This window comes from Gardnerella sp. DNF01198P (assembly GCF_049244165.1).
Classification (GTDB): Bacteria; Actinomycetota; Actinomycetes; order Actinomycetales; family Bifidobacteriaceae; genus Bifidobacterium; species Bifidobacterium swidsinskii.
This window is the reverse complement of the sequence record NZ_CP058382.1, coordinates 1,250,427-1,275,719: the sequence shown is the minus strand read 5'-3', so window position 1 is coordinate 1,275,719 and position 25,293 is coordinate 1,250,427. Positions and strand designations below refer to the sequence as shown.

General features: G+C 44.1%; 22 protein-coding genes. 20 read left to right on the top strand and 2 right to left on the bottom strand.

All coding sequences use genetic code 11. The annotated features are described in order from the left end of the window. Positions 1–11 precede the first annotated feature (11 nt). The 7 genes from prmC (at position 12) to HXT44_RS05540 (ending at position 9,154) form a co-directional block, all read left to right on the top strand. Positions 12–926, top strand: coding sequence for a peptide chain release factor N(5)-glutamine methyltransferase (gene prmC, locus HXT44_RS05570; RefSeq protein WP_102703200.1), 915 nt, complete (start codon positions 12–14; stop codon positions 924–926). An 80-nt stretch (positions 927–1,006) separates the two neighbouring features. Beyond that, the gene (locus HXT44_RS05565) at positions 1,007–1,678 is read left to right on the top strand and encodes an L-threonylcarbamoyladenylate synthase (RefSeq protein WP_174182530.1); all 672 of its coding nucleotides are present in this window, start codon (positions 1,007–1,009) and stop codon (positions 1,676–1,678) included. A gap of 127 nt (positions 1,679–1,805) precedes the next feature. After that, positions 1,806–2,909 carry an MraY family glycosyltransferase gene (locus HXT44_RS05560; protein WP_004108465.1) on the top strand — a complete coding sequence of 368 codons (1,104 nt, stop codon included), beginning with the start codon at positions 1,806–1,808 and terminating at the stop codon, positions 2,907–2,909. Positions 2,910–3,145: 236 nt separating this feature from the next. Further along, positions 3,146–4,690, top strand: coding sequence for an IMP dehydrogenase (guaB, locus tag HXT44_RS05555; protein ID WP_064621403.1), 1,545 nt, complete (start codon positions 3,146–3,148; stop codon positions 4,688–4,690). Positions 4,691–4,884: 194 nt separating this feature from the next. Further along, entirely contained in the window at positions 4,885–5,592 is a 708-nt protein-coding gene (orn, locus tag HXT44_RS05550; protein ID WP_004107431.1) for an oligoribonuclease, read from the top strand. 57 nt (positions 5,593–5,649) lie between these two features. After that, positions 5,650–7,107 (top strand): PIF1 family DEAD/DEAH box helicase, encoded by a 1,458-nt coding sequence (locus HXT44_RS05545; protein WP_064621396.1) that lies wholly within the window; start codon positions 5,650–5,652, stop codon positions 7,105–7,107. A 214-nt stretch (positions 7,108–7,321) separates the two neighbouring features. Then, positions 7,322–9,154, top strand: coding sequence for a proline--tRNA ligase (locus HXT44_RS05540; RefSeq protein WP_421782765.1), 1,833 nt, complete (start codon positions 7,322–7,324; stop codon positions 9,152–9,154). A gap of 121 nt (positions 9,155–9,275) precedes the next feature. Here HXT44_RS05540 and HXT44_RS05535 read toward each other — a convergent pair whose 3' ends face one another. Continuing rightward, on the bottom strand, positions 9,276–9,764 hold the full coding sequence (locus HXT44_RS05535) for a single-stranded DNA-binding protein (RefSeq protein WP_033888461.1): 489 nt from the start codon (positions 9,762–9,764) through the stop codon (positions 9,276–9,278). Between the two features lie 315 nt (positions 9,765–10,079). On the opposite strand from HXT44_RS05535, the gene HXT44_RS05530 reads away from it, so the two are divergent. The 3 genes from HXT44_RS05530 to HXT44_RS05520 are packed head-to-tail and all read left to right on the top strand — an operon-like array spanning position 10,080 to position 11,133. Beyond that, positions 10,080–10,565, top strand: a complete 486-nt coding sequence (locus HXT44_RS05530; RefSeq protein WP_421782763.1) for a hypothetical protein — start codon at positions 10,080–10,082, stop codon at positions 10,563–10,565. After that, complete coding sequence (locus HXT44_RS05525) at positions 10,562–10,966, top strand: hypothetical protein (RefSeq protein WP_421782761.1); 405 nt, start codon at positions 10,562–10,564, stop codon at positions 10,964–10,966. The genes HXT44_RS05530 and HXT44_RS05525 overlap by 4 nt, the downstream gene beginning before the upstream one ends. After that, positions 10,945–11,133, top strand: a complete 189-nt coding sequence (locus HXT44_RS05520; protein ID WP_421782759.1) for a hypothetical protein — start codon at positions 10,945–10,947, stop codon at positions 11,131–11,133. The genes HXT44_RS05525 and HXT44_RS05520 overlap by 22 nt, the downstream gene beginning before the upstream one ends. Positions 11,134–11,224: 91 nt before the next feature. Here the strand turns inward: HXT44_RS05520 and HXT44_RS05515 are convergent, their stop codons facing one another. Continuing rightward, the gene (locus HXT44_RS05515; protein ID WP_421782757.1) at positions 11,225–13,360 is read right to left on the bottom strand and encodes a M13 family metallopeptidase; all 2,136 of its coding nucleotides are present in this window, start codon (positions 13,358–13,360) and stop codon (positions 11,225–11,227) included. 91 nt (positions 13,361–13,451) lie between these two features. Here HXT44_RS05515 and map point away from each other — a divergent pair, with 91 nt between their 5' ends. The 10 genes from map (at position 13,452) to glmS (ending at position 25,284) form a co-directional block, all read left to right on the top strand. Next, complete coding sequence (gene map, locus HXT44_RS05510; RefSeq protein WP_004120872.1) at positions 13,452–14,225, top strand: type I methionyl aminopeptidase; 774 nt, start codon at positions 13,452–13,454, stop codon at positions 14,223–14,225. 80 nt (positions 14,226–14,305) lie between these two features. After that, on the top strand, positions 14,306–15,442 hold the full coding sequence (gene prfB / locus HXT44_RS05505; protein WP_004108440.1) for a peptide chain release factor 2: 1,137 nt from the start codon (positions 14,306–14,308) through the stop codon (positions 15,440–15,442). Positions 15,443–15,505: 63 nt separating this feature from the next. After that, entirely contained in the window at positions 15,506–16,969 is a 1,464-nt protein-coding gene (ftsE, locus tag HXT44_RS05500) for a cell division ATP-binding protein FtsE (protein ID WP_004108438.1), read from the top strand. Then, complete coding sequence (ftsX, locus tag HXT44_RS05495; RefSeq protein WP_004108436.1) at positions 16,969–17,892, top strand: permease-like cell division protein FtsX; 924 nt, start codon at positions 16,969–16,971, stop codon at positions 17,890–17,892. The genes ftsE and ftsX overlap by 1 nt, the downstream gene beginning before the upstream one ends. A gap of 146 nt (positions 17,893–18,038) precedes the next feature. Beyond that, entirely contained in the window at positions 18,039–19,445 is a 1,407-nt protein-coding gene (locus HXT44_RS05490; RefSeq protein WP_116440497.1) for a CHAP domain-containing protein, read from the top strand. Positions 19,446–19,578: 133 nt separating this feature from the next. After that, the gene (smpB, locus tag HXT44_RS05485) at positions 19,579–20,076 is read left to right on the top strand and encodes an SsrA-binding protein SmpB (protein ID WP_004107461.1); all 498 of its coding nucleotides are present in this window, start codon (positions 19,579–19,581) and stop codon (positions 20,074–20,076) included. 276 nt (positions 20,077–20,352) lie between these two features. Continuing rightward, entirely contained in the window at positions 20,353–21,261 is a 909-nt protein-coding gene (locus HXT44_RS05480) for an ABC transporter substrate-binding protein (RefSeq protein WP_004108432.1), read from the top strand. 144 nt (positions 21,262–21,405) lie between these two features. After that, entirely contained in the window at positions 21,406–22,407 is a 1,002-nt protein-coding gene (locus HXT44_RS05475) for an amino acid ABC transporter permease (protein ID WP_102155694.1), read from the top strand. Positions 22,408–22,492: 85 nt separating this feature from the next. Then, the gene (locus HXT44_RS05470) at positions 22,493–23,281 is read left to right on the top strand and encodes an amino acid ABC transporter ATP-binding protein (protein ID WP_116431593.1); all 789 of its coding nucleotides are present in this window, start codon (positions 22,493–22,495) and stop codon (positions 23,279–23,281) included. 95 nt (positions 23,282–23,376) lie between these two features. Beyond that, positions 23,377–25,284, top strand: a complete 1,908-nt coding sequence (gene glmS, locus HXT44_RS05465; protein WP_421782754.1) for a glutamine--fructose-6-phosphate transaminase (isomerizing) — start codon at positions 23,377–23,379, stop codon at positions 25,282–25,284. Positions 25,285–25,293: the final 9 nt, after the last annotated feature.

The following is a 25,293-nucleotide window of genomic DNA, read 5'->3' as shown; positions in this document are numbered from 1 at the left end:
CAATTCTTAAAATGCAAGAACTTTTGCGAGTTTTGCGCGATGCTGTTAAAAAGCTTGATTCTGCAGGCGTGGAGTCAGCAGAATATGATGCACGCTTGCTGCTGGCTCATGCTTGCGGCGTAAGCTTAGCTGAGCTGAACAAGGCGCTAATACTTGGCGATTTAACCGATTTTTCGCAAGATTATGCTAGTAAATATAGCGATTTTGTATCTAGGCGTGCTTCTCGTGAGCCGTTGCAGCATATTGTTGGTCGCGCGCCTTTTCGCTACTTGGATTTGCAAGTTGGTAAGGGCGTTTTTGTGCCGCGGCCGGAAACGGAAATTGTTGTTGAAGCTGGATTGGATTGGCTTAGAGAGTCTGGTATTAGCAAGCCGACGGTAGTCGATTTATGCGCCGGATCGGGCGCAATTGGATTGTCGATTGCGGCGGAAGTTGCAGACGCGCAAGTATGGGCTGTAGAAAAATCTCCTGAAGCTTTCCAATATTTGCAAAAAAATTTCGAAGAAGCTGCAAAAAAGTGGGAAAATATTCAGATTTTCAGTCGCTATCATGCCGTGCTTGCAGACGCAACCAAATCGCATATTTCGGATTGCACGCCGGAACTTCACGCAATTTGTGGCAAAGTAGATTTAGTAATAACGAATCCGCCTTACGTGCCGGAAAGTCAAGTGCCAGAACAGGTTGAAGTGCGAGAGTATGATCCTCCGCTTGCGCTTTATGGCGGTTCTGCGGACGGCTTGCTTATTCCGGAGCAGATTATGCGTGCGGCTTTTGCGCTGCTTAAGTCTGGGGGAGCGATGGTTATGGAGCACGATATTTCGCAAGGGGATGCGCTTAAAAAGTATGCGGAAAGCGTAGGTTTTTCGCGTGCGCGCGTTGGAAACGACTTAACTGGCAGACCGCGGTACACTTTTGCGGAAAAGTAAAATTTTAATCAAAAATAAAACTTGACTCAAACAGAATAAAATAAGCAAAATAAGCAAAATAAGCAATAAAAGAGGCAAAAATGAGCAAAATTTGCAATATCAACGAAGAATCCCTGCAAACGGCAGCGCAAATTATTAACGAAGGCGGCGTGATTGTAGTGCCGACTGACACCGTGTACGGCGTTGCTTGCGATCCATTCAATGAAGCTGCTGTTGCAAAAATTTACGAGCTTAAGCGCAGACCGCGCACAAAGGCGCTGCAAATTTTAATGAGTGGAGTGGGAGATTTAGAAAAACTTGGGCTTTATTTGCCTTCTCCGCTGGATATTCTAGGCAAAAAGTTCCTTCCGGGCGGATATTCTCCGATTGCGCGTGCGAAGAAGGATTCAGTTGCTTCAAATCTTGCAACGCTGTGCAAAACGAATGAAACTGATGCTCAAAACGATGCGAAAACTCAAGCAACTCAAGGCGTGCGCGTGCCGGATTGCCCTGAATTAATGCAAATTTTGCGAGTCACCGGTCCACTGGCTGCTTCTAGCGCGAATCGCAGCGGTAACGAAAGTGCAGACAGTGTAGAAGAAGCATTTGCAGCTTTCGGCAACGAAATTCCGCTGTATTTGAACGCAGGCCCGACTCGCTCGCACGTGGCAAGCACGGTAGTTGGCGCGGATTCAAGCGATAAAGACGGTATTGTGATTTTGCGCGAAGGCGTGATTTCGGAGAGTGAAATTCGTAATGCGTTAAGTGAGTAAGTTTATTAACTTATTTCTGGTACTAAATTTCTGGTACTAACAAATCGCTACAATCAAAATAAGCAAGCGAAAATTTAGCAAACGCTGCTAAAACCAACGAAGTAATCGCATAGCAAAGGACGCATTCATGAGGGTATACCTGTTTATTGCAGCAATTGCAGGCGGTGCTACGTGGCTTATTATGCCGCTTGTTCGTCACCTTGCAATCCGTATGGGTGCTGTTGGCAAAGTTCGCGCGCGCGATGTGCATACTATTCCAACGCCACGTATGGGTGGTGTAGGTATGCTTTTTGGTTTCGCGGTTGCCATGGCTTTCGCAAGCTCAATGCCCTTTATTTCCGGGCTTTTTGCTGGAACTCACCAGCCGTGGGTGGTGCTTGCCGGAGCCGTTATGATATGCCTGCTTGGGGTATGCGACGACATTTGGGATCTAGATTGGATGCTAAAGCTTGCCGGTCAGCTGCTTATAGCTGTTTTTGTAGCGTGGGGAGGGTTGCAAATCGTAACTTTGCCACTAGGATCGCTCGTAACGGCATCTCCAAGCGTGTCAATCGCAATAACTGCAATACTAATCGTTGCTTCAATTAATGCAGTAAATTTTGTAGATGGGCTGGACGGACTGGCTTCTGGAATCGTTGCAATCGGCGGCATTGCCTTCGCAACATACTCGTACATGCTTGCGCGCACGTCGCCATCCTACGCTTCAATGGCAACTCTTATTGACGTTGCAATGGTAGGTATGTGCGTTGGATTTATTATGCACAATTGGCATCCAGCAAAACTTTTTATGGGTGACTCAGGCTCCATGTTAATCGGCTACTTAATTACTTGCGCGTCGATTATTATGACCGGCCATTTGGATCCTTCCGCCGTTCATACGAGTATTTATTTGCCTGTATTTATGCCGATTTTGTTGCCGATTCTTGTGCTGTTTTTGCCGGTTCTTGACATGTGCTTGGCTATTTTTAGGCGTGTTGCTAAAGGGCAGTCGCCAATGCATCCGGATCGCATGCACTTGCATCATCGCATGCTGCGCATTGGGCATTCTGTGCAGGGTGCTGTGCTGATTTTGTGGGGATGGGCTGCACTAATTGCGTTTGGCTCTATTATGATTTTGTTCTTTAAAGCTGTGTATGTGCTTGTTGGAATGATTCTTGCTGCTGCGCTACTTACTGTGCTCACAATGATGCCGTACTTGCGTTGTCGCCTGCCCGAACTTCGCAATTCGTAACAACTGCTTAATTTTGTTTTTCTTAATGTGGCGTGGCGCTCAAAACGTGCGAGTACGCTCGCGCTATAAGCGCTCGCTACGAAACTCGCGTTGGAAGTCCACTGGACTTCCAACTTGAGCGAGTTTCCGCTCCGAATTGCTTTCGCGCGCGCTGTGCTGCGCTCAAGCATGTCGTCGCGCCCGCGTTTGGAGGGTGCGTTTCGGCAAACGTCATAGCAAAAACGTATAGTAACCCTATGGCTACAACTGATATGAACACGGAATCCGTGTATGCTCCTGTTCCACCAATTTTCGAGAAGCTCGGTCTCGCTTATGACGATGTCCTTTTGCTTCCAAACGAAACTGATGTTATTCCGTCCGAAGTGGATACTTCCACTCGTCTGACTCGCGAAATTACCATGAAAGTGCCGACTATTTCGGCAGCTATGGATACTGTTACCGAGTCCGATATGGCTATTGCCATGGCGCGTAACGGTGGCATTGGAGTACTTCACCGCAATCTTTCTATTGATGATCAAGCTGCGCAGGTTGATATTGTTAAACGCAGTGAATCCGGTATGATTACCGACCCGCTTACTGTTCACCCAGATGCTACGCTCGCCGATTTAGATAAATTGTGCGGGCGTTTCCATATTTCTGGTCTTCCGGTAGTGGATAGCGAAAATCGTTTAGTTGGTATTATTACCAACCGCGATATGCGTTTCATTGCTTCCGAAGACTACGATTGCTTGAAAGTTAAGGACGTGATGACGCGCGAAAATCTCGTCACCGGTCCTTCAAATATTTCTAAGGAAGATGCTCACCGCTTGCTTGCGGATAACAAGATTGAAAAGTTGCCTTTGGTTGATGCTGAAGGTAAGCTTACAGGCTTGATTACTGTTAAGGACTTTGTGAAGACTGAACAGTATCCGGATGCTACTAAGGATGATCAGGGTCGCTTGCGCGTTGCTGCTGGCATTGGCTTCTTGGGTGATGCTTGGCAGCGTGCGTGCGCTCTTATGGAAGCTGGAGTTGACGTGCTTGTGGTCGATACCGCAAACGGCGAGGCTCGCTTGGCTCTCGACATGATTCGTCGCATTAAGGCAGATAAGGCTTTCGACGGCGTGCAAATTATTGGCGGAAATATTGCAACTCGCCAAGGCGCACAGGCTATGATTGACGCTGGCGTTGACGCTGTAAAGGTTGGCGTTGGTCCAGGCTCTATTTGCACTACGCGTGTTGTTGCAGGCGTTGGCGTGCCTCAGCTTACCGCAGTTTACGATGCGGCTCAGGCTTGCAAGGCTGCTGGAATTCCATGCATTGCAGACGGTGGTATTCACTATTCCGGCGATATTGCTAAGGCTTTGGTTGCAGGCGCGGACACTGTTATGCTCGGCGGCACTTTGGCTGGATGTGAGGAAGCTCCAGGCGAGAAGGTTCTTCTTCACGGCAAGCAGTACAAACTTTACCGCGGCATGGGCTCGCTTGGTGCAATGGCTCCTCGCGGTAAGAAGTCTTATTCGAAGGATCGTTACTTCCAGGCAGACGTTACCAGCTCCGACAAGGTGGTTCCAGAAGGCGTTGAAGGCGAAGTTCCATATCGCGGTCCGCTTAACGCTGTGCTTTACCAGCTTCTCGGCGGCTTACACCAGTCAATGTTCTACGTTGGTGCGCACAATATTAAGGAAATGCAAGAGCGCGGCCGCTTTATTCGCATTACTGATGCTGGCCTTCGCGAATCTCATCCTCACGATATTGTGATGACTGCAGAAGCACCAAACTACAGCGGTTTCCACAACTAAGTCGCGTGGTGCGTAAGTTGCGCGATTAAATCGCGTATAAGTCGCGTATAAATCGCAAGTAATTTTGCATTAAACGACGAAAAGTTAAGCAAGTTATCTACAACTTGCCTGCTTTTCGTCGTTTTTAATACGCGTCTCGTCGGTACGAAGATGTAGGCTGATGGGTTCGAAAAAATATTAGGAAAGGAACGAAAATGGCTGAAGCTAAGGAAGATCTTACGTTTACGCCGGAAGAGTCGCGCTTAATTTGGATTGATTGCGAGATGACTGGACTCGATATTTTCCATGACGAATTATGCGAAGTATCTGTAGTTCCAACTGATTTTAATCTGAAAGTTTTGGACGACGGAATTGATTTAGTGATTAAGCCAAGCGACGCCGCTGTGGCTCATATGAACGATTTTGTGCGCAATATGCACACTTCTTCTGGACTTGTTGACGAGTGGAATAAAAACGGTTTGCCTTTGGAAGAAGCGCAAAAGCAGGTAGTTGAATACGTAAAGCGCTTCCTGCCGGCTCGCGGAAAAGCTCATCTTGCTGGAAACTCCGTTGGTTCCGACAAAAAGTTCCTCGACCGTTACATGCCAGATTTAATGGCAAATCTGCACTATCGTGTAATCGACGTAAGTACGTTGAAGGAAATTTCGCGCAGGCTTTACCCGGACGTTTACCGCAATAAGCCGGCAAAACACGGCGGTCACCGCGCGCTCGCGGATATTATTGAGTCGATTGATGAGCTTCGTTACTACCGCGATATGATGTTCGTTCCAGCTCCAGGCCCAAGCGAGTCTCAAGCAAAAGCCGGTGCGCAACACATTGAAAGCACGAGCTTGCTTCGTGACTATGAGCGTCGCGGAGAGGCGCTAGAAGACGTAAATTCCGCAGAAAAGCGCGACTACTAAACACAACGCTACTATTAAATAAAGCGCGACTACTAAACGCAATAAAAGGTACTGCCAATGAAGCAATCCGAAGCCTTAACCATAATCAACGCTGGCGCGAGCGCGTTCATTACCGGCGCTCCGGGTGCAGGTAAAACCTACGTATTAAACGAAGCTATTCGCGCAATGCGAAAGAACGGTTTAAGCGTTGCTGTAACTGCCTCTACCGGTATTGCGGCAACGCACTTAAACGGTCAAACCATTCACTCGTGGAGTGGAGTTGGAGTTTCAAACGCGCTTACGGATACGCTTCTTAAAACAATTAGAGCTAGGCGAGGAAAGCGCATAAAAGCCACGGACGTGCTCGTGTTGGACGAAGTTTCCATGATTCACGCGTGGCTTTTTGACATGGTTGATGAAGTTTGCCGGAAGGTGCGCAAAAATCCCGCTCCTTTCGGCGGGCTTCAAGTAGTTATTTCGGGCGACTTCTTCCAATTGCCGCCTGTTAGCACTTCTATGCGAAATCGTGACGTGTTCGAGCCGAGCTCGGAGTTTATTTCGTCGCGCGAAAAGTATACTGCAGCTGGAAAAAATCCGGAAGGCTATATTACGGAATCGTTTGCATGGGACGCTTTGAAACCTGTTGTGTGCTATTTAACTGAGCAACATCGTCAGGATGACGGCAAGTTGCTAGAAGTTTTGACGGATATTCGTAGCGGTCTCGTGAGTGACGACGATAAGCAAGTGCTTGCTAGCCGCCTTGGTGAGTATCCGCAAGATGACGAAGTTGCAGTACATCTTTTCCCAACGAACTCGCAAGCAGATGGCTTAAATAATATGCAGCTTGCGGAAATTGATTCTGAGCCTCACGAATTCGTTGCAACAGAAGCCGGGCCTAAAAATCTTGTTGATCGCTTAAAAAAGAATATGCTTGCTCCGGAGCGTTTAGTTTTAAAGGCTGGGGCTGCTGTGATGGCGTTGCGAAACGATCAGGAAAAGCAGTATGTAAACGGCTCTGTTGGGCGTGTGTTGCGTTTTGCGCCTGAATCTAAGGGCGGATGGCCGATTGTTGAGTTTGAAAACGGCAATATTGTAACTCTTAAGCCTGCAGCGTGGGAAATGACGGACGGTGAGACTGTACTTGCTAGCGTAAATCAAGTGCCTCTTCGTTGCGCGTGGGGAATTACGATTCATAAGTCGCAAGGTATGACTCTCGATAGTGCGGTAATGGATTTGCGTAGAACTTTCGCTCCCGGAATGGGATATGTTGCGCTTTCTCGCGTGGAAAATCTGGGCGGTCTTTATTTGGAAGGTATTAACGATCGCGCGTTTAGTGTTTCGGCGGATGCTGTACTGCTAGACGGATCTTTGCGTGAGGCGTCAAGGTGCGCAAGTGAGCTGCTTGCTAGCGATGGGGCTTCCTCGTTTGTTGCCAAAAAAGCAGATGGTGATTTTGCGGATCAGCAGGAGTTTAGTCTTTTTGAAAATGCCGGTGATGGCGTTACGGACGAATTTTCTTTCGACGACGAGTTTTAATATTCTATAAGTTTTTGCCTTGCGCACGGCATAAACTACTCGCGGCTGAGTCGTTTTGGTCGGATTTTGCCTTAGAAGCGGCATAAACTACTCACACCTGAGTTGTTTTGGTCGCTTTGTTATATTTTTGCACGTTATGATTTAATCGAGTATTACTTTTGTTGATGCGTGTAGACAAGTGTTTATGTCCTCATGCGCAAATAGATTGGAACGCATGAATTCCAATGTACTTCGTATGTCTCAGCTATTCCTTCGTACGCTGCGCGAGGATCCTGCAGACGCGGACGTGACTTCCGCAAAACTTATGCAGCGCGCAGGCTATATTCGTAAATCTGCACCAGGTGTGTGGACTTGGCTTCCGCTAGGACTTAAGGTTTTGAACAAGGTTCAGGCGATTATTCGCGACGAAATCAACGGTATCGGTGCGCAGGAAGTTCACTTCCCGGCACTTCTTCCGCGCGAGCCTTACGAGGCTACCAACCGTTGGGAAGAATATGGCGACAATATCTTCCGTCTTAAGGATCGCCACCAAGCTGACTATCTTCTTGCTCCAACGCACGAAGAAGTTTTCACGCTCCTTGTTAAGGATATGTATTCTTCGTACAAGGATTTACCAGTTACTTTGTACCAGATTCAAACGAAGTATCGCGACGAATTTCGCCCGCGCGCTGGCCTTATTCGCGGCCGCGAGTTTATTATGCAGGATGGTTACTCGTTCTCGATTGACGAAGATGGTTTGAAATCTGCTTACGTTGAGGAGCGCGCTGCTTACGCTCGAATTTTCGACCGTTTAGGAATTAAATACGTGATTGTTCACGCTGTTTCCGGCCCAATGGGTGGTTCTGATTCCGAGGAATTCTTGGCTCCAATGCCAATTGGTGAAGATACTTTTGCGCTCGCACCTTCAGGAAAAGCTTGGAATGTTGAGGCTCTTACCACTCCAGAAATGCAAGATGTTGATTACTCAGCAACTCCTGCAGCGCAATCTCTCGAAACTCCAGACGCTAAGACGATTGAAGCTTTGGTTAAGGTTTCTAACGACTTGCATCCGCGTAAAGATGGTCGCGAATGGCAAGCAGACGACACTTTGAAGAACTTGATTATTGCTGTTAAGCATCCGGCAGATGCTGAAGGCGGCGAGCATGAGGAGCCATGGCGCGAAATCGTGGCGATTGGTATTCCAGGGGATCGCCAAGTAGATATGAAGCGTCTTGAAGCTCAGTTTGCTCCTGCAGAAATCGAAGAAGCAACTGAGGATGATTTGAAGTCTCATCCTGAGTTCGTTAAGGGCTACATTGGTTTTAGCGTATTAGGTCCTCAAGCTCGCAAAGAGGGTAGGGGTATTGCAAATCCTGTCCGCTACTTGATGGATGCTCACGTTGCAAAGGGAAGTGCCTGGATTACAGGAGCTGACGAAGACGGAAAGCACGTTTACAACGCTGTTTACGGCCGCGATTTTGAGGCGGACGGTGTTGTTGAAGCAGCCCAGGTTCGCGATGGCGATATGAGCCCAGATGGTTCCGGTCCGTTGAGCTTCGAACGCGGTGTGGAAATTGGTCAAGTGTTCCAGCTTGGCTTAAAGTATTCTAAGGCTTTGGGCTTAAGCGTTCTTAACGAAAACGGTAAGGCTGTGCCGGTTTGGATGGGCTGCTACGGCATTGGCGTTAGCCGCGTAATTGCATGCTTGGCAGAAACGCATCACGATGACGCTGGTCTAGCATGGCCTATGGCAATTGCTCCAGCTCAAGTTCATGTTGTTGCAACAGGCAAGGATCAGGTTGCTTTCGACGCTGCTGAAAAGGTTGTTGAGGAGCTTAGCAAGCAAGGCATCGAAGTAATCTTTGACGACCGTCCAAAGGTTTCTCCAGGCGTAAAGTTCAAGGATGCTGAGCTTGTTGGCGTGCCGCTGATTGCTGTTGCTGGTCGCGATACCGTGAACAATGGCACTATTGAAATCCGCAATCGTGATGGCTCAAACGTTGAGGCAGTTCCAGTTGACGAAGCTGCCGCTCGAATCGTATCTCGCGTAAACGATTTGCTTAAGTAACGGCCTGTTTTACAATTTGCCGCCAGGAATATTGATTCTTGGCGGCATTATTTTATTGTATTCATATTAATTTATTGTGCTGTGAGTTTAGTGGATTTCTCGAATTGCGATTTTATTTTCCTTAAATATCAGTTTCGCCTCCAAATTCGTCATTCGAAATGTTTGCGTTAGAGTTATTTTGTTGTGCATTGTTCTTCTGCTGTACTTGATTACTTTCTTTCGTATGATCATTTTTAGCGGAATCAGCGTTTCGCTTTGTAAATTGCGTAGTTCCGCGATTTAAATCGTGCCCAATAGCAGAAGCTTCCAAAATTACGCGATTATAATCGTTTCCATCTTTTGTCCAGCTTTCTGTACTCAAATTGCCATATACAACGATTGCATCGCCTTTATGAACGCTTTTTAGCACGTTTGAAGCCAAAGTCCTATACGCTTTCACAGTCATCCAAGTAGTTGGACGCTCATGCCATTGCTGTTCGTCGTTGCGGTAATATGATTGCGTGCTCGCGATTCGTAGCGAACAAGCCGGAGAATTTTCACTTCGCCCAAAGTTTACAGGCTCAGCGCCTACGTATCCACTAATAGTCACGGTCGACTGTTGTTGTGCCATATTTCATAGTCCTTTCACAAATGGACTGCAGCCATTTCAGCCCCGAAATACAGAGCCATCATTGCCTCTGAGCTTCGCAGCCACGAGGAAATGCCGCAGTAATAACAACTATGAACTTTGCGCAACAACTTTGCCAGCAAACTTTTCTATTGTGGTTAAAACCTAGGTTTTATCCACAATGTAATTGATCTCTTGACTACAGCAAAATATTTAGTAAAAGCTCAACAATTAACTGTGCATACGTAATCATTCCTCATTGCAGGGTAGTATTGAGCAAACGTATTGAAAATATTGAATGCAGTGAAGAAGATATTTATGGTGGAAAATAATCAGCAATATGCAAAGCATAAATCTAATATGCGCATAAGTTGGGTTAGTATCCTTGTTATTTCGGCTGTATGCCTAGCTGCGTGTGCAATATCGCAAAATTTTGCTGATTTTACTTTAGAACATTCTAAGGCGTATCATCAGGCATATAATCGCGAATATCATCACGAATATCATCAAAATCCAATAATTCAAACAACTAATTCTGCTTCTGCTGCATCTTTTATTCAGTCAAGTAATGTAGCGCGTTACGTTCTTTCTTCTATTCGAAATGCAAGATCTAGGCTTTACGATGATCGCAGCACGTATTTTAATGGCGTTCCTTTGCAAGATTACGTGAGCCGCTACGGTCTTACTAAAGAAGCGTATGTAATAATATTCAGTACGATTCTGCAAATGAAGAGGATGCTTTCCGCCGCGCGCAAGAAACCGCTCAGCATGGGCAGTTTGGCCATTTTGGCCCAGATGGTGTGAGCGAGCCTGATTACACTGGGCGAAAGGCGTGGGGTGAAAATTTAAGTTGGGGTGTGGATCTTGCTGGTTCTATGCAATTGTGGATTCAAGATGAAGAGTCGGCTTTGCGCGCAACCGGCGGAAGTTTTAACGAAGATAATGGACATTTGTATCAGATTTTGAATCCTAACAATATTTCTTTCGGTTACGGAGAGGCTTCGGGCGGCCCTTATGGTGTTGTTGGAGCGTTGACACTGTCGGAATATAACGGTGATATTGATTATCCGGATGGAAAGATTGGCCCAGAATCTCCCGAAGAGCAAAAAAGCGTGCTGAAGAGGAGCGAAAAAAGAAGGAAGAGCAGAAGCGTAAAGACGAGGAAGCTAAGAAGAAAAAACCTTTGGCTAAAAAGAAGCATTTGAAGCATAAGCATCATAAAAAGTTAGCGAAAGCTATGAAGAAAAATGCTTCAACGTATAAATTTATTGTGATTATTTCTGCGATTTTAAGCGTGCTTGTTTTGTGCGCAATTGCAGCGGTAGCTTGGATTTTCTTAAGACAAAGGCTGATTTCTAAAAATAGAAAATAATAAGCCTGCAAACGTTTATTAAGCGTCTGCAGGCTTCTATTTTTGACTTATTCGCGACTTATTTGCGATTTATTTGCGATTTATTCGCAACTTACCAAATGTGTACGCGCTCAGCAGGGTCGAGCCACATTTCGTCGCCTTCTTTAACGTCGAAAGCATCGTAGAACAAGTCTACGTTACGAGCAATGCCGTTAGTGCGGCATTCGGCTGGGGAGTGCGGGTCGATTTGAAGCAGCTGTTCCGCAATTTCATTACGAGCCTTGGAACGCCATACTAACGCGTAGCTTAAGAAGAATCGCTGCAAAGCAGTGAAACCATCTACTTCAGGAGCGTTCAACAAAGTTTCGCGAATCGCATCATCACTTCCGTTGATTTCTTGTCCCTTGCTCTTTTGCAAAGCGAAAGCGTATGCTTTAAGCGCAATAGTCACGCCGCTTAAATCGCCAATATTTTCGCCGATCGTTAAAGCACCGTTTACGTGAGGCATCGCATTGCGCTCTTCTTTGCTCTTCAAGTGAGAGTACTTAATGATAAGCTGCGTTGGTGTGAAAGCATTGTATTGCTCAATAAGCTTCTTAGTGCGCTCAGTGAAGTTGGTTTTGTCTTCTTCAGTCCACCAATTGTTAAGCACGCCGTCGCCGTCGTATTCGCAACCTTGATCGTCAAAACCGTGACCGATTTCATGACCAATCACGGCACCAATAGCGCCGTAATTTGCTGCGTCTGGAGCACTTGGGTTAAAGAATGGTGGTTGCAAAATAGCAGCTGGGAACACGATTACGTTCAGCAGAGGATCGTAGTAAGCGTTCACAGTTTGCGGAGTCATCTGCCATTCTTCGCGATCCACAGGATTTCCGGCTTTTGCAGTATTTTTACCAAAGCCAAATCGATAAACTTCGCGCATATTATCAACTAAGTCAGCGTCTTCCTTAATATTTAGCGCAGAGTAGTCAACCCAATGGTTTGTGTAACCAATATTTGGCTCAAATTTACTAATCTTTTCCAAAGCCTTCGCTTTAGTTTCCTCACCAAGCCAGGTGCTGTGCGAAATCGACTCACGGTAAGCGTTAATAAGATTGTCAACTAAGCCTTGCATATATTCCTTAGAAGACTCAGGGAAATGCAATCGCACGTATTCGCGTCCAACTTCCTCACCACAAGCATCGTCAACAACTCCGACTGCTCGCTTCCAACGGTCGCGCTGCTTTGTGGCACCAGAAAGCACCTTGCCGTAGAAGTCGAATCGCGCTTGTGCAAAATCTTCACTAAGTAAGCTTGCCCAGCGCAAAATCACGTGCACGCGCGCCCAAAGCTTTAAATCTTCTAAGTCGGCTTCTTGCCAAATCTTATTCAAACCTTCCATAAAGCTTGGCTCGTGAACTACAACTTTGTTAAAAGCTTCACGAAGGTTGATTGGCTGATTTGTTGCTTCTTCGCAATTATCGTACGCTTTTTGAGTAGCGTCTAAGAAAGCGTCGAGATTAAGAGCTTCAAGAGTTTTTGCTAAATCGGCATAATTGTAAGGATTATAGGTTTTTTGAGAATCGCGAGTTGCTACGTTATCCCAATGGTAGCTCGCTATTTTAGTTTCAACATTCAAGAAACGCTCGGCTTGCGCTTGTGTAGTAGTTGCGTCTCCGTAGCCTGCTAAGCGCAGCAAAGAAGCTACCATTTTTACATATTCAGTGCGAATTGGAGCGTAGTTATCTTCGCGATAGTATGCTTCGTCTGGCAAGCCCAATCCCGATTGCTCAATATGCATAATATTCGTCTTAGGATCTTTAGGGTCTCCGTAAACGCCAAAATAAAACATTGCATCTGGACCGCCGTACGGATTAAGCGCGCCAATAGTGCGAACCAAATCTTCCTTAGTTTCTGCTGAATCCACAGCGTCTAAATCGCCCTTAATTGGCGTAATTCCAGCTTTTTCAATAGATGCGGTATCCAAATAGTTACGGTATAAGGTTTGCGACTTTTTGGCTGGGCAATTTTCGTTTTCTAAAATATCTCGAATTTGCTTTTCTGCATCTTCTGCAAGCTTGTGGAAAGCACCATACATTGGTTTGTCTTCTGGGAGAGTGTAAGTGTCAATCCAAGGACCATTTATGTAACGGAACAAGTCGTCTTGTGGACGAATAACCGACGAGAAGGAGGCAGGGTCGAAATCTACAGCAGAAATTTCCTTCTGCGATTCCTTATTATTACTATTATTATTGTTGTTAGACATGTGATTAGCTTACAAGTATTAAGCGACACTATTGGTTAGTATTTTCGCTATATTTTGCTTTATTTTCGTGCCTGCGCGTTAGTCTTGAAGCATGATTGAACTTAAAACTCCATCTGAAATTGAAGCGATGAAGCCTGCAGGTCGCTTCGTCGGTAGTATTCTTAAAGACTTGAAAGCAATGACCAAAGTTGGCACGAATCTTCTTGAGATTGATGATTTCGTTCGCCAGCGTATTATGAGCCGCAAAGGTGCGTCTTCTTGCTATGTTGATTACGCTCCTGATTTTGGTACAGGTCCTTTTGCGCACTATATTTGCACGTCTGTAAACGATGCTGTTCTTCACGGAGTTCCTTTTGATTATAACCTTAAAGACGGCGATTTGTTGACTCTTGATTTGGCAATTAACGTAGACGGCTGGGTTGGAGATTCCGCTATTAGTTTCGTTGTTGGAAAGCATGCAGATCCTGAGGATTTGCGCTTGATTAAGTGCACTGAGGAAGCTTTGGAGGCTGGCATTAACATGGCTCAGCCTGGCAACCGTCTTGGCGATATTTCTGCAGCTGTTGGTTGCGTTGCTCACGAGTATGGTTATAGCGTAAATCTTGAGTTTGGCGGTCACGGAGTCGGTCATATTATGCACGGCGATCCGCATGTTCCTAACGATGGCACTGCTCACCATGGCTACAAGCTTCGCCCAGGTTTAGTTATTGCAATTGAGCCATGGTTCTTAAAGACTACTGACGAAATTTACCAGGATCCTAAGGATGGTTGGACTCTTCGCTCTGCTGATGGTTCTCGCGGTGCTCACAGCGAGCACACGATTGCAATTACGGAAAACGGTCCTGAGATTTTGACCGTGCGCTAAACTTATCAATAGTTGATTTTGTAAGTATTTTGCGAGTAGTAATTGCGTAAAACAGGTATGTAAAGAGGTACTTTAAGTAAATGGCGGAATTTGATTTTTCCCAAGTATTAAATGATGTTGAAGCAAAGTATTCTTCGATTTCTAAAGCACTAGACGTTGATTCGTTGAAAGTTACGATTGCTGATTTAGAAAAGCAGGCTGCAGAGCCTGGACTTTGGGATGATTCTGAGCATGCTCAGCAGGTTACGAGTAAGCTTTCCGCGGCTCAGTCTCAGTTGAAGCGTTTGCAAGCTGTAGATCAGCGCATTGAAGATACTAAGACTTTAATTGAGCTTGGCCAAGAAGAAGGCGATGCTGATTCTATGAGCGAGGCTCAAGAAGAGCTTGGAAATATTGCTCACGAGTTGGACGATATGGAAGTTCAGACTCTTCTTGACGGCGAATATGATGCTCGTTCTGCAGTTGTTACGATTCGTTCTGGTGCTGGCGGCGTGGATGCTGCCGATTTTGCTCAAATGCTTCTTCGTATGTACTTGCGCTGGGCTGAGCGAAACGGCTACAAAACTAAGATGATGGACACGTCTTATGCGGAAGAAGCTGGTATTAAATCTGCTACTTTCCAAGTTGATGCCCCGTACGCGTATGGTCGTCTTTCTGTAGAAGGTGGCACTCACAGAATGGTTCGTATTTCGCCATTTGACAATCAAGGCCGTCGCCAAACTGGCTTTAGCGCAGTGGAAGTAATTCCTCTTGTTGAAGCTACGGATCATATTGATATTCCAGATTCCGACATTCGCGTGGATACTTTCCAAGCGTCTGGTCCTGGCGGCCAGGGCGTGAACACTACGTATTCTGCTGTTCGTATTACGCATTTGCCAACCGGCTTAGTTGTTTCTATGCAAGATGAGCGCAGCCAGATTCAAAACCGCGCAGCTGCAATGGCTGTTTTACAATCGCGTTTGCTTGTGCTTAAGCATGCTGAGGAAGCTGCAAAAAAGAAGGAACTTGCTGGAGATATTAAGGCAAGTTGGGGAGATCAAATGCGCTCTTACGTGCTTCACCCTTATCAGATGGTGAAGGATTTGCGCACTGGTTACGAAACTTCACAAACTCAAGCTGTTTTTGACGGCGATATTGACGGTTTTATTGAAGCTGGCATTCGTTGGCGTCACGAGCAGCGAGTTGCAGCTCAAAAAGAAGCTGAAGCAGAATCTTAAATAAAACTAAAGCTAGAACTAAAAACCAACAATTACACATAATCTTCGGAAGGAATTGAAACAATGTCGCTGATTTCATTAGATCATGTGTCAAAAATATATCCTCGAGGTACACGTCCTGCATTAGACGATGTGTCTTTGCATGTAGATCGCGGAGATTTTGTGTTTCTTGTTGGCGCTTCCGGTTCTGGTAAAACTACATTGCTTAGTTTGCTGCTTCGTGAAGAAGAAGCAAATGGTGGGGAAATTCACGTAGCTGGTAACGATTTGCGCAGACTTTCTAACCGACAAGTGCCGCAGTATCGTAGATCTCTTGGCTTTATTTTCCAGGATTATAAGCTGCTTAATAATAAAACAGTTTACCAAAATGTTGCTTTTGCTTTGGAAGTGATTGGCACGAGTCGGTCTACGATTCGTTCACTTGTTCCTCGTGTTCTTGAAACGGTTGGTTTGACTGGTAAAGAAAATAATTACCCACACGAGCTTTCTGGCGGTGAGGCGCAGCGAGTTGCAATTGCTCGCGCATACGTCAATCACCCTCAAATTATTCTTGCAGATGAGCCTACTGGTAATTTGGATCCAACTACTTCTCTTGGAATTATGGAAGTTTTGGATGCTATTAACCGAACTGGCACAACGATTGTTATGGCTACGCATAATGAGGAAATTGTGAACTCAATGCGTAAGCGAGTTGTGGAACTTCATGCTGGAAAAATTGTGCGTGATGAGCGTGAAGGATCATATGATTCTGCATTGTATTTCCCAGATAGTGAAGTTGAGCATAATTCTAAAGCACAACAAACTGTTGAAAATTCTCAAGATCAATCAGCTAGCGATGCTCAAAAATCAATTACTCAATCTGAGCATACTGAACGTCATAAGAGGCTTTCTAAAAAAGCTCAACGTGCTGCTCAGGCGCGTGAAGTTGTTGACATGGTAACGCAATCGTTGAAGAGCGACACTTCAGAAAATGAAGGAATTGCACGTTTGGCTCAGTCTGTTCATTCTGGCAGAACTGGTCGTTACGGCGAAGTGTTCCAGTCTTTGGAAACAACGATGACTTGGGGACGAGGATTGATTTCTTCAAACGATAATGAAGATGTTGAAGAGAATGATTCAGAAGTTGAGATTTCGGAAGATAATAAAGAATCCTCTGAAGTTGCCGGAAATTCTGAAACTGCAGAAACTGCTAATACTACTGAGACTACTGAGACTGCTGATAATCACGAAACTGCAGAAACTAATGAATCTCACGAATCTCACGAAACTGCTGAAACTAATGAATCTACTGAATCTACTGAAAACTCTGAAGTGAGCGAAGAATCACAATCCGAAACCGGCGATGAGTTGCAGTCAGAAGCAGAAAGTAAGTTACAATCCGATGCTGAATCTGAGCGTAAATCTCAGCTTCCTCCTATGCCTCCAGCTCCGCCTAAGCCACCTGTTGCAGCTGAAAATACTAATAATGAGAACATTAGTGTTGACGATAGCAATAATGACATTAATAAAACTGAAGGAGCAGAGTAATGCGTTTACGATTTATTTTTTCCGAAACTTGCATTAGTTTGCGTCGTAATGTTTCGATGATTCTTTCGGTTATGCTTGTAACGTTCATCTCTTTCCTTTTTATTGGTGTTTCAGTGCTTATGCAAGCGCAGATTACCAAGGCAAAAGGCGACTGGTATGACAAAGTAGAAGTGGTTGCCTGGCTGTGCCCGGATGGAACTAGCCAATCTCCTTCTTGTGCTTCTGGAAAAGCGCCTACTAATGCCGAAATTGTAAAATTGGAGCATATTATTCACCAAGAATTAGGCGATGATGTTTCAAATATCACTTATGTTAGCCGCAATGAATTTTATAAAAACACATTCTTAAAGCAATATCCTAACGGAATGTATCAAGGACGTACTTTAACTGCGGCAGACATGCAAGATTCGTTGCGCTTGAAGCTTACTAATCCTATGAAATATCAGGTTGTTTCAGAAGTTCTTTCTGGACGCGATGGTGTGGAAGAAGTTGTTGATCAGCGTCAGATTTTTGATCCTGTTTTCAGTGTGCTTAATCGCGCTACTGTTGTGACAATTGTGCTTGCAGCAGTTATGGTTGTTGTAGCGATTATGCTTACTGGCACTACGATTCGAATGTCTGCTGCTAGCCGTCGTCAAGAAACCGAAATTATGCGCTTAGTTGGTGCCTCTAACTGGACTATTCGTATGCCGTTTATTCTTGAAGGAGCGTTCGCGTCGTTTGTAGGTTCTTTACTTGCTGGTGCTGCGCTAAGTTTAGTAGTTAAAGTTTTTGTAACTGATTGGCTTGCGCAGAATGTGCGTTGGATGCCATTTGTTACTCAAACAACTGTGTGGCTATGCGTTCCAATACTTGTAGCTGGTGCAGTAGTGTTATCTATAGTTGCTTCTGCTATTGCTTTGAGGCGATACTTAAAAGCTTAAAATGCAAAATAATAGGTGCGTAATTATTTGCGTTATTTTCGCATGAGCATTGTGAAAGTAATATTTTAGAAGATTTGAAGTAGAAACTCGCGTGATTCCTTGCATTACGGTATAATTCGCAATAGTGATGTTGAAAGGGAAGTGATATGAGCGAAGATCGACATAGCATGTATGCAATTCGACGCACTCACACTGTAGTGAGTTTAATAGTTGCTATTTCAATGATGTTTGCTGGTGTTGCTGGTGCATTATTTAATGCGTCTACAGCAAGTGCTGTCAACATGAAGGAATATAGGCGCAAAATACAACGAAACGAGAATTTGAAGCGCCAACTTGCTGGTGTAAGTAAACAACTTGCAAATAAGATCATTGAATTGAATGATTTAAATGAGCATAAAATTCCAAATCAAATACGAGCTGCTCAACAAGCAGAAGAGCAAGCTTCTCAGGCGCGCAGTCTTGTAGAATCAACGCAGCAGCGTCTAGAGTCTGCACAAAAAGATAAGCGTGATTTGGAAGAGAAAATTAAAAAAACTGGTGAAGATTTTGATGATGCTAAGGCTGCTGTAGCACAGCTTGCTCGTAAGAGTTTCCATGGTTCTCAGGCATCTAATGTTATGGATATTGTGACTAAATCAACTACTACAGAACAGTTTGTTGGAAAGTTACAATCCGAGGCTGCTGTTGCTAGAAGTGAAGCAAATGCTGCTAATGATGCTGCTATTAAGTTGAATACTTCTATGAATCGTCGTCAGCGTTTGGCTGCTATTGAAGCAGAAATAACCAAGTTAAAGCAGCAGGCGGATGTTCAAGCGCAAAGTGCTCAAATCGCTGCGAAAGCCGCCAATGATCGCAAAAAGTCCTTGCAAAGTTTGCGAGATCATGGTGAAGAGATTCGTAAGCAGCTGGAAGGTCAAAAGAGTAGTTTGACTTCTCAGTCTGCGCGTGAGGCTGCAGAAATTGTAGCAATGAAATCTGCCATCGATGCTCAAGCGCGTGCTCTTGCTAATAAGTCATTCGCTAAGGCTGATCCGAATGCTGGTAATCGCCAGCAATTGAATGGAAGCTCTGGAAAGAATGTTTACCTTCCTCCGATGCAACTTTCTAATGGTGCTGCTAATGGTATGAATTATACTGTTCCTGGAAATTGCGCAGAAGGTTCTAAGTTCTGCTACGGGCATAATACTGGAAACACTGTTGGTGGTTCTGCTTATCCTGCTCGTCAATGCACGTTATGGGCTTATTTGCGTCGTTCGCAACTTGGTTTGCCTGTTGGCTCCTACATGGGTAATGGTGCTGAGTGGGCGAATACTGGTCGTAGGTTTGGATATTTAGTTAATAGAATTCCACATGTTGGTGCTGTTATGGTGTTTGCTCGTGGTCAACGTGTTGGTAATTGGAATGCTGATTGGCAATATGGACATGTTGCGGTTGTGGAACGTGTGAATGCTGATGGATCAGTTCTTATTTCTGAAGGTGGAACTGGTTTTTCGACATTCCCTGCTTATGAAACTATTTATAATCCAGGCGATTACGAGTATGTGCATTATTAAATATAAGTACTTCAAAGTTTTCAATTTGTTGAAATTGAAAACTTTGTAAGTTTACGACTTATTGTTCTTGCCATAAGATAGTAGTATCTTATGGCAAGTTTCTTTTGTGTGTGATGTGTACTGGAGGGGAATTATGGCAAATAAGCCTGCGCAAGATGGCACTGTTACTGTGGCACAAAACCGTAAAGCGCATCATGATTATGTAATTGAAGATTGTTATGAAGCAGGTCTTGCTCTTACTGGTACTGAAGTTAAGTCACTTCGCGAAGGGCGTGCTTCTTTAGCTGAATCATTTGTGAATATTGATCGTCGTGGTGAAATGTGGCTTGAAGGAGCAAATATTCCTGAATATTTAAACGGCACATGGAATAATCATGCTCCTAAGCGCAAGCGTAAGCTTCTGCTTCACGCTGCTGAGATTGCTAAGCTTTCTAGGCAAACTGAGGCGAAAGGCTACACTGTTGTGCCTTTGCGTTTGTATTTTAAGGGAAGCTACGTAAAAGTAGAAATTGCTTTAGCGCGCGGTAAAAAGGAATTTGATAAGCGTCAGGCTTTGCGTGAGGAGCAAGATAAGCGAGAGGCTTTGCGTGAAATGCGTTACCGTAATCTGCGTTCTCGTAGTATTGATTAAGAGTTGACGCTTCTTTTTTATGCGTTTGTGAAACACTTGCTTGCTTCGCACGTGATAAAAAGTGAGGCAATGCGACACGCACATATTATACATTATTGCGAATAATATGCAGTTTTTGTTTATGAAAAGCATAATTATTGTGCAGATGTACCGCATGAGTATCTTTGTATATTCAATAATCGTATAAAAGGCTGTTGAATTTGTAGGGTTATCGTGTATAGTTATACACATTAATGCAAATTATAGATTCTTACTACATACATGAGGAGAAGAACTATGTTTAAATCTATGAAGCCTGTTGCTATTGTTGCATCTTTAGTAATGATTGGCAGTATTGCTGCATGTGGACCTGCTGATTCTAAAGAAGCAGACCCTGATGTTGCTCGTAGCTATGATGTAAGTCATGTGCAAAAAGATGATGCTGTTGCAGCCTTGGTACCAGCACCAGTTGCAAAAACAGGAGAGTTAACTGTTGGTGTAAACGTAAGTTATGCCCCTGCAGAATTCTTTGCTGCAGACGGTAAAACTCCTGTAGGTTACGAAATTGATTTTTCGAAGGCCCTTGCAAAGGTCATGGGCTTAAAAGCAAAAATTATGCATGCTCAGTTTGACTCAATTATTCCAGCAATAGGAAGCAAATATAATGTTGGTATTTCTGGTTTTACAGTAAATGCTGAACGTATGAAGTCTGTAGACTTTATTACTTATGCAAACGCAGGTTTGTCTTTTGAAGTGCGTAAGGGAAATCCTACTAAAGTAGATCCAAAGAACCTTTGTGGCAAGAAAGTAACTTTGGAAACTGGAACTGTTGGCGAACCTATTATGGAAGAAGCAAAGAAACAGTGCGCAGCTAAAGGAAATAAGCCTCTTGAAATCATGAGCTTCAAGGAGCAAACTGACGCAACTACCGCACTTCTTTCCGGTCGCGCTGATGTTATGTATGCAGATACTCCTGTTGCAGGTTACGCTTCAATTAAGAATCCTGGAAAGCTTGAAATTTTGGAAAATAGCAAGGATTCTGAACCAATGGGAGCGGCTGTTAAAAAGGGTGATGCAGCGATGCTGAAGGCTGTAAAAGCTGGCATTGATAAGCTTATGAAGTCCGGCGTCTACAAGGATATCTTGAAGAAGTGGGGCGTTGAAGATGTTGCTATTGAAAAGTCTGTAGTTAATCCAAAACTATAAAACTTTAGCTATGAAACTTTAGCTATCAAATAATTGAATAATTATCTAAAATGATATTGTTAATCTGAGTCGTGATTGAATTCTCGGCTCAGATTGTTTCTTTACTTTGCTGTTTTTGTATAAACGTACTTATTGGAGCATATTTTGAATTCTTTAATTGGTAACTCTGCTAAGAGCAAGTCCGGAGTAACTAACTCTGAACGTATTTTGCCAGTAAAAAAGCCAGGACCTATTATTGCCGGAGTCATTGTAGCTGTAATAGCATGTTCGCTTCTTTACAGTATTATTACTAACCCTCGTTTTGAATGGCAAGTAGTCGGAATATATTTAATAAGCGATAACGTGCTTTCTGGTATTGGCTGGACGTTACTTCTTACGCTAATTGCTATGGTAATTTCAATCGTGTTTGCTGTAGGCTTAGCGATGATGCGCAAGTCAGTTAATCCTGTGCTTCGTGGCGTAAGTTGGTTCTTTATTTGGTTTTTCCGTGGTACTCCTGTTTATACGCAGCTTGTATTTTGGGGCATGTTTGCAGTGCTTGTGCCGAGAATTAGTATTGGCATTCCTTTTACTTCTGTAGAATTTTGGTCTATTGATTCTAATGTAATTATGACTTCTCTTACTGCTGCTGTAGTTGGTTTGTCTTTGAATGAATCCGCTTATTTGTCGGAAATTGTTCGAGCAGGATTGGAAGCCGTTGATAGTGGACAAGTTGAAGCTGCTAAGGCTCTTGGAATGGGTAGAGCTTTAACTATGAGGCGTGTAATTCTTCCTCAAGCAATGCGTATTATTGTTCCTCCGCTTGGTAACGAAACAATCGGTATGCTAAAAACGACTTCGTTAGTTCTTGCAGTTCCGTTTACTCTTGAATTGCAATTTGCTACAAATGCTATTGCTAACCGTATCTATAAACCAATTCCGCTTCTTCTTGTTGCGAGTATTTGGTATTTGATTATTACTTCCATTTTGATGGTTTTGCAATACATGCTCGAGAAGCATTTTGCTAAAGGCTTTGAAGCAAGAGATATTGTAAAACATGCTCAACTTAATACTGATTCTGATCAGCGCGGCGATCAATCATTAGATGCTAAACGGAAAAATGTTAAAGGACGAAATGATGCTGCTATGCTCGGATTTAATGCTTAAATAAGCGCATAATAGCTTAAATTTTAAATATTTTTCTTTGTAAACTTTAAATTTTGCATGAAACAAACAAATTGGATGTGAATAAATGGTAGAAGCAAAATCTAATCTTCCTGCGGTTGCTATTAACGATGTGCAAAAATCTTTCGGTCAATTGCATGTACTTAACGGTATTAATATGACGGTGAACCCAGGTAGCGTAACAGTTATTTTGGGTCCGTCCGGTTCTGGAAAATCGACGTTATTGCGTTTAATTAATCAATTAGAAACTTTGACTGCAGGAAGTATAAGTATTTATGGCGAGCGCATCGGTGTAAAGCAAGTAATGCATAAAGGTGAGAAGTGCCTGCAGGCTCTTAACGACAAAGAAATTGCTCAACAGCGTGCGAAGCTTGGCATGGTATTCCAGCGTTTTAATTTATTCCCTCATATGACGGCTTTAGAGAACGTTATGGAAGCTCCTGTTCATGTTATGCATATGAAAGCTCAAGAAGCGCGCGATTTAGCTATTGAAGAACTAAAGCGAGTTGGCATGGATGAGCGTATGAACCATTATCCTGCAGAACTTTCAGGCGGTCAGCAGCAGCGCGTTGCAATTGCTCGCGCTCTTGCTATGAAACCGGAAATTATGCTATTTGACGAGCCAACATCCGCGTTAGATCCAGAGCTTGTAGGTGAGGTGTTAACCGTTATGCGAAATCTTGCTAAAGATGGCATGACTATGATTGTAGTAACTCACGAAATTGGTTTTGCGCGTGAGGTTGCAGATCAGGTTGTGTTTATGGATGGCGGTGTCATAGTTGAGCAGGGTAGTGCAGATATTATTACTAGTCCGCAAACTGATCGTTTTAAAGATTTCCTAAATCACGTATTGTAATTTACGTAAGAAACGTATCTTATTTATGTAGTTTTGCATAGTTTTTGTGTGCTTCTCTGGCGTGCGCTCGCTCGCATAACGTACAATAGAAGATTATGTGTGGCATTGTAGGATACGCAGGTTTTGGAAAAGTTTGTGCAAAACCTTTAGAAGTTTGTTTAGGTGGGTTAGAGCGTCTAGAATATCGCGGATATGACTCTTCGGGCGTAGCTTTAGTTGCTCCTGGGATGAAATGTGCGACTGTGCGAAAGAAAGCTGGTCGTTTATCTGTTCTTCGCAACGATATTGATGCAAATCCTATGCCTGAAGCGAGTGCAGCTATTGGTCATACTCGTTGGGCTACTAATGGTGCTCCTTGTGACATTAATGCGCATCCTCATACTAGTGCAGATGGCAAAATCGCGCTTATTCATAATGGCATTATTGAAAATGCTGTTGTATTAAAAGAGCAACTTCACGAAGAAGGATACGAATTTTCTTCTCAAACAGATACTGAAGTTGCTGCAAAATTACTTGGCAAAATTGCGAATGATATTGTAAACGAAACTGGTAAGCCGGATTTATTCACAGCTCTTCGTCGTACTGCAAAAATGTTAAAAGGAGCTTTCACATTACTTGCTGTTGACGTTCGTCAGCCAGGTATTGTGGCTGCCGTTCGTCACGATTCGCCGTTGGTTGTAGGTCTTGGAGACGGTGAATATTTCCTTGGCTCTGACGTTGCAGCTTTTGTTGCTTATACGGATCGAGTCTTGGAAGTTGGTCAAGATCAAGCGGTGTGCATTGGAGATGTAGATGGCAGTGGCAAAGCATCTTTGCTTCTAACTGATTTTGACAATAATATTGTTGAAAATCCTACTTGTTTTACAGTTGACTGGGATGCGTCTGCTGTAGAAAAAGGCGGCTGGGATTCCTTTATGGATAAGGAAATTCATGAAGATCCGCACGCTGTTGCAGACACTTTGCGCGGGCGTTTTGACGCTCAGGGAAATATTGTTCTTGACGAAGTTCATATTAGCCAAGACGTGTTGCGCGCAATTGACAAAATTATTGTTGTTGCTTGCGGAACGGCAAGTTACGCAGGTTTGGTTGCAAAATATGCTATTGAGCACTGGGTGCGCGTGCCGGTTGAGGTGGAGCTTGCGCACGAGTTTCGCTACCGTGACCCTATTTTGACGCATCGAACATTGGTGGTTGCAATATCGCAGTCTGGCGAAACAATGGACACGCTTATGGCTTTGCGCCATGCGCGCGAGCAAGGTAGTAGAGTTCTTGCAATTTGCAATACGCAAGGTTCTAGCATTCCGCGCGAATCTGATGCAGTTCTTTACACGCATGCAGGTCCAGAAATAGCAGTTGCATCTACTAAAGCTTTTGTTGCGCAAATAGTTGCAGCCTATATGCTTGGTCTGTTTTTGGCGCAAGTAAAAGGCACTATGTATCGCGACGAAATTCAGCAAATAGTTGCGCAATTAAAAGAGATGCCGGATAAAATTCAGCGTGTACTTGATACACAATCTGAATCAATTATGAAAGCTGCTGAGCATACTCTGGAAGCTAAATCTTTCCTTTTCTTAGGTCGACATGTTGGATATCCTGTTGCGCTAGAAGGTGCGTTGAAGCTTAAGGAAATTGCGTATACCTTTACTGAAGGTTTTGCTGCAGGTGAGCTTAAGCACGGTCCTATTGCGCTTGTAGATGAAGGTGAGCCGGTAGTTGTGATTGTGCCATCTTCTCGCGGTCGTGATGTGCTTCATGCGAAAGTTATTTCTGGAATTGAAGAAGTTAAAGCGCGCGGAGCTTTCACTATAGCTGTTGCAGAAGAGGGTGATCCAGATGCTTTTCGCTATGCAGATATTGTGTTCTGGCGTCCTAAATGTGCGACTTTGCTAAGTCCTCTTGTAGATGTAGTTGCATTGCAATTATTTGCAATGGATATGGCAAAGTTAAAAGGTTATGATGTTGATAAGCCTCGTAATCTTGCAAAGTCTGTAACTGTTGAGTAAGCGCATAAC

What these genes read in the sequence shown, in the direction of transcription:
- prmC (WP_102703200.1), top strand. Translation starts at nt 12, where the DNA reads ATGCAAGAACTTTTGCGAGTTTTGCGCGATGCTGTTAAAAAGCTTGAT.
- HXT44_RS05565 (WP_174182530.1), top strand. Translation starts at nt 1,007, where the DNA reads ATGAGCAAAATTTGCAATATCAACGAAGAATCCCTGCAAACGGCAGCG.
- HXT44_RS05560 (WP_004108465.1), top strand. Translation starts at nt 1,806, where the DNA reads ATGAGGGTATACCTGTTTATTGCAGCAATTGCAGGCGGTGCTACGTGG.
- guaB (WP_064621403.1), top strand. Translation starts at nt 3,146, where the DNA reads ATGGCTACAACTGATATGAACACGGAATCCGTGTATGCTCCTGTTCCA.
- orn (WP_004107431.1), top strand. Translation starts at nt 4,885, where the DNA reads ATGGCTGAAGCTAAGGAAGATCTTACGTTTACGCCGGAAGAGTCGCGC.
- HXT44_RS05545 (WP_064621396.1), top strand. Translation starts at nt 5,650, where the DNA reads ATGAAGCAATCCGAAGCCTTAACCATAATCAACGCTGGCGCGAGCGCG.
- HXT44_RS05540 (WP_421782765.1), top strand. Translation starts at nt 7,322, where the DNA reads ATGAATTCCAATGTACTTCGTATGTCTCAGCTATTCCTTCGTACGCTG.
- HXT44_RS05535 (WP_033888461.1), bottom strand. Translation starts at nt 9,764, where the DNA reads ATGGCACAACAACAGTCGACCGTGACTATTAGTGGATACGTAGGCGCT.
- HXT44_RS05530 (WP_421782763.1), top strand. Translation starts at nt 10,080, where the DNA reads ATGGTGGAAAATAATCAGCAATATGCAAAGCATAAATCTAATATGCGC.
- HXT44_RS05515 (WP_421782757.1), bottom strand. Translation starts at nt 13,360, where the DNA reads ATGTCTAACAACAATAATAATAGTAATAATAAGGAATCGCAGAAGGAA.
- map (WP_004120872.1), top strand. Translation starts at nt 13,452, where the DNA reads ATGATTGAACTTAAAACTCCATCTGAAATTGAAGCGATGAAGCCTGCA.
- prfB (WP_004108440.1), top strand. Translation starts at nt 14,306, where the DNA reads ATGGCGGAATTTGATTTTTCCCAAGTATTAAATGATGTTGAAGCAAAG.
- ftsE (WP_004108438.1), top strand. Translation starts at nt 15,506, where the DNA reads ATGTCGCTGATTTCATTAGATCATGTGTCAAAAATATATCCTCGAGGT.
- ftsX (WP_004108436.1), top strand. Translation starts at nt 16,969, where the DNA reads ATGCGTTTACGATTTATTTTTTCCGAAACTTGCATTAGTTTGCGTCGT.
- HXT44_RS05490 (WP_116440497.1), top strand. Translation starts at nt 18,039, where the DNA reads ATGAGCGAAGATCGACATAGCATGTATGCAATTCGACGCACTCACACT.
- smpB (WP_004107461.1), top strand. Translation starts at nt 19,579, where the DNA reads ATGGCAAATAAGCCTGCGCAAGATGGCACTGTTACTGTGGCACAAAAC.
- HXT44_RS05480 (WP_004108432.1), top strand. Translation starts at nt 20,353, where the DNA reads ATGTTTAAATCTATGAAGCCTGTTGCTATTGTTGCATCTTTAGTAATG.
- HXT44_RS05470 (WP_116431593.1), top strand. Translation starts at nt 22,493, where the DNA reads ATGGTAGAAGCAAAATCTAATCTTCCTGCGGTTGCTATTAACGATGTG.
- glmS (WP_421782754.1), top strand. Translation starts at nt 23,377, where the DNA reads ATGTGTGGCATTGTAGGATACGCAGGTTTTGGAAAAGTTTGTGCAAAA.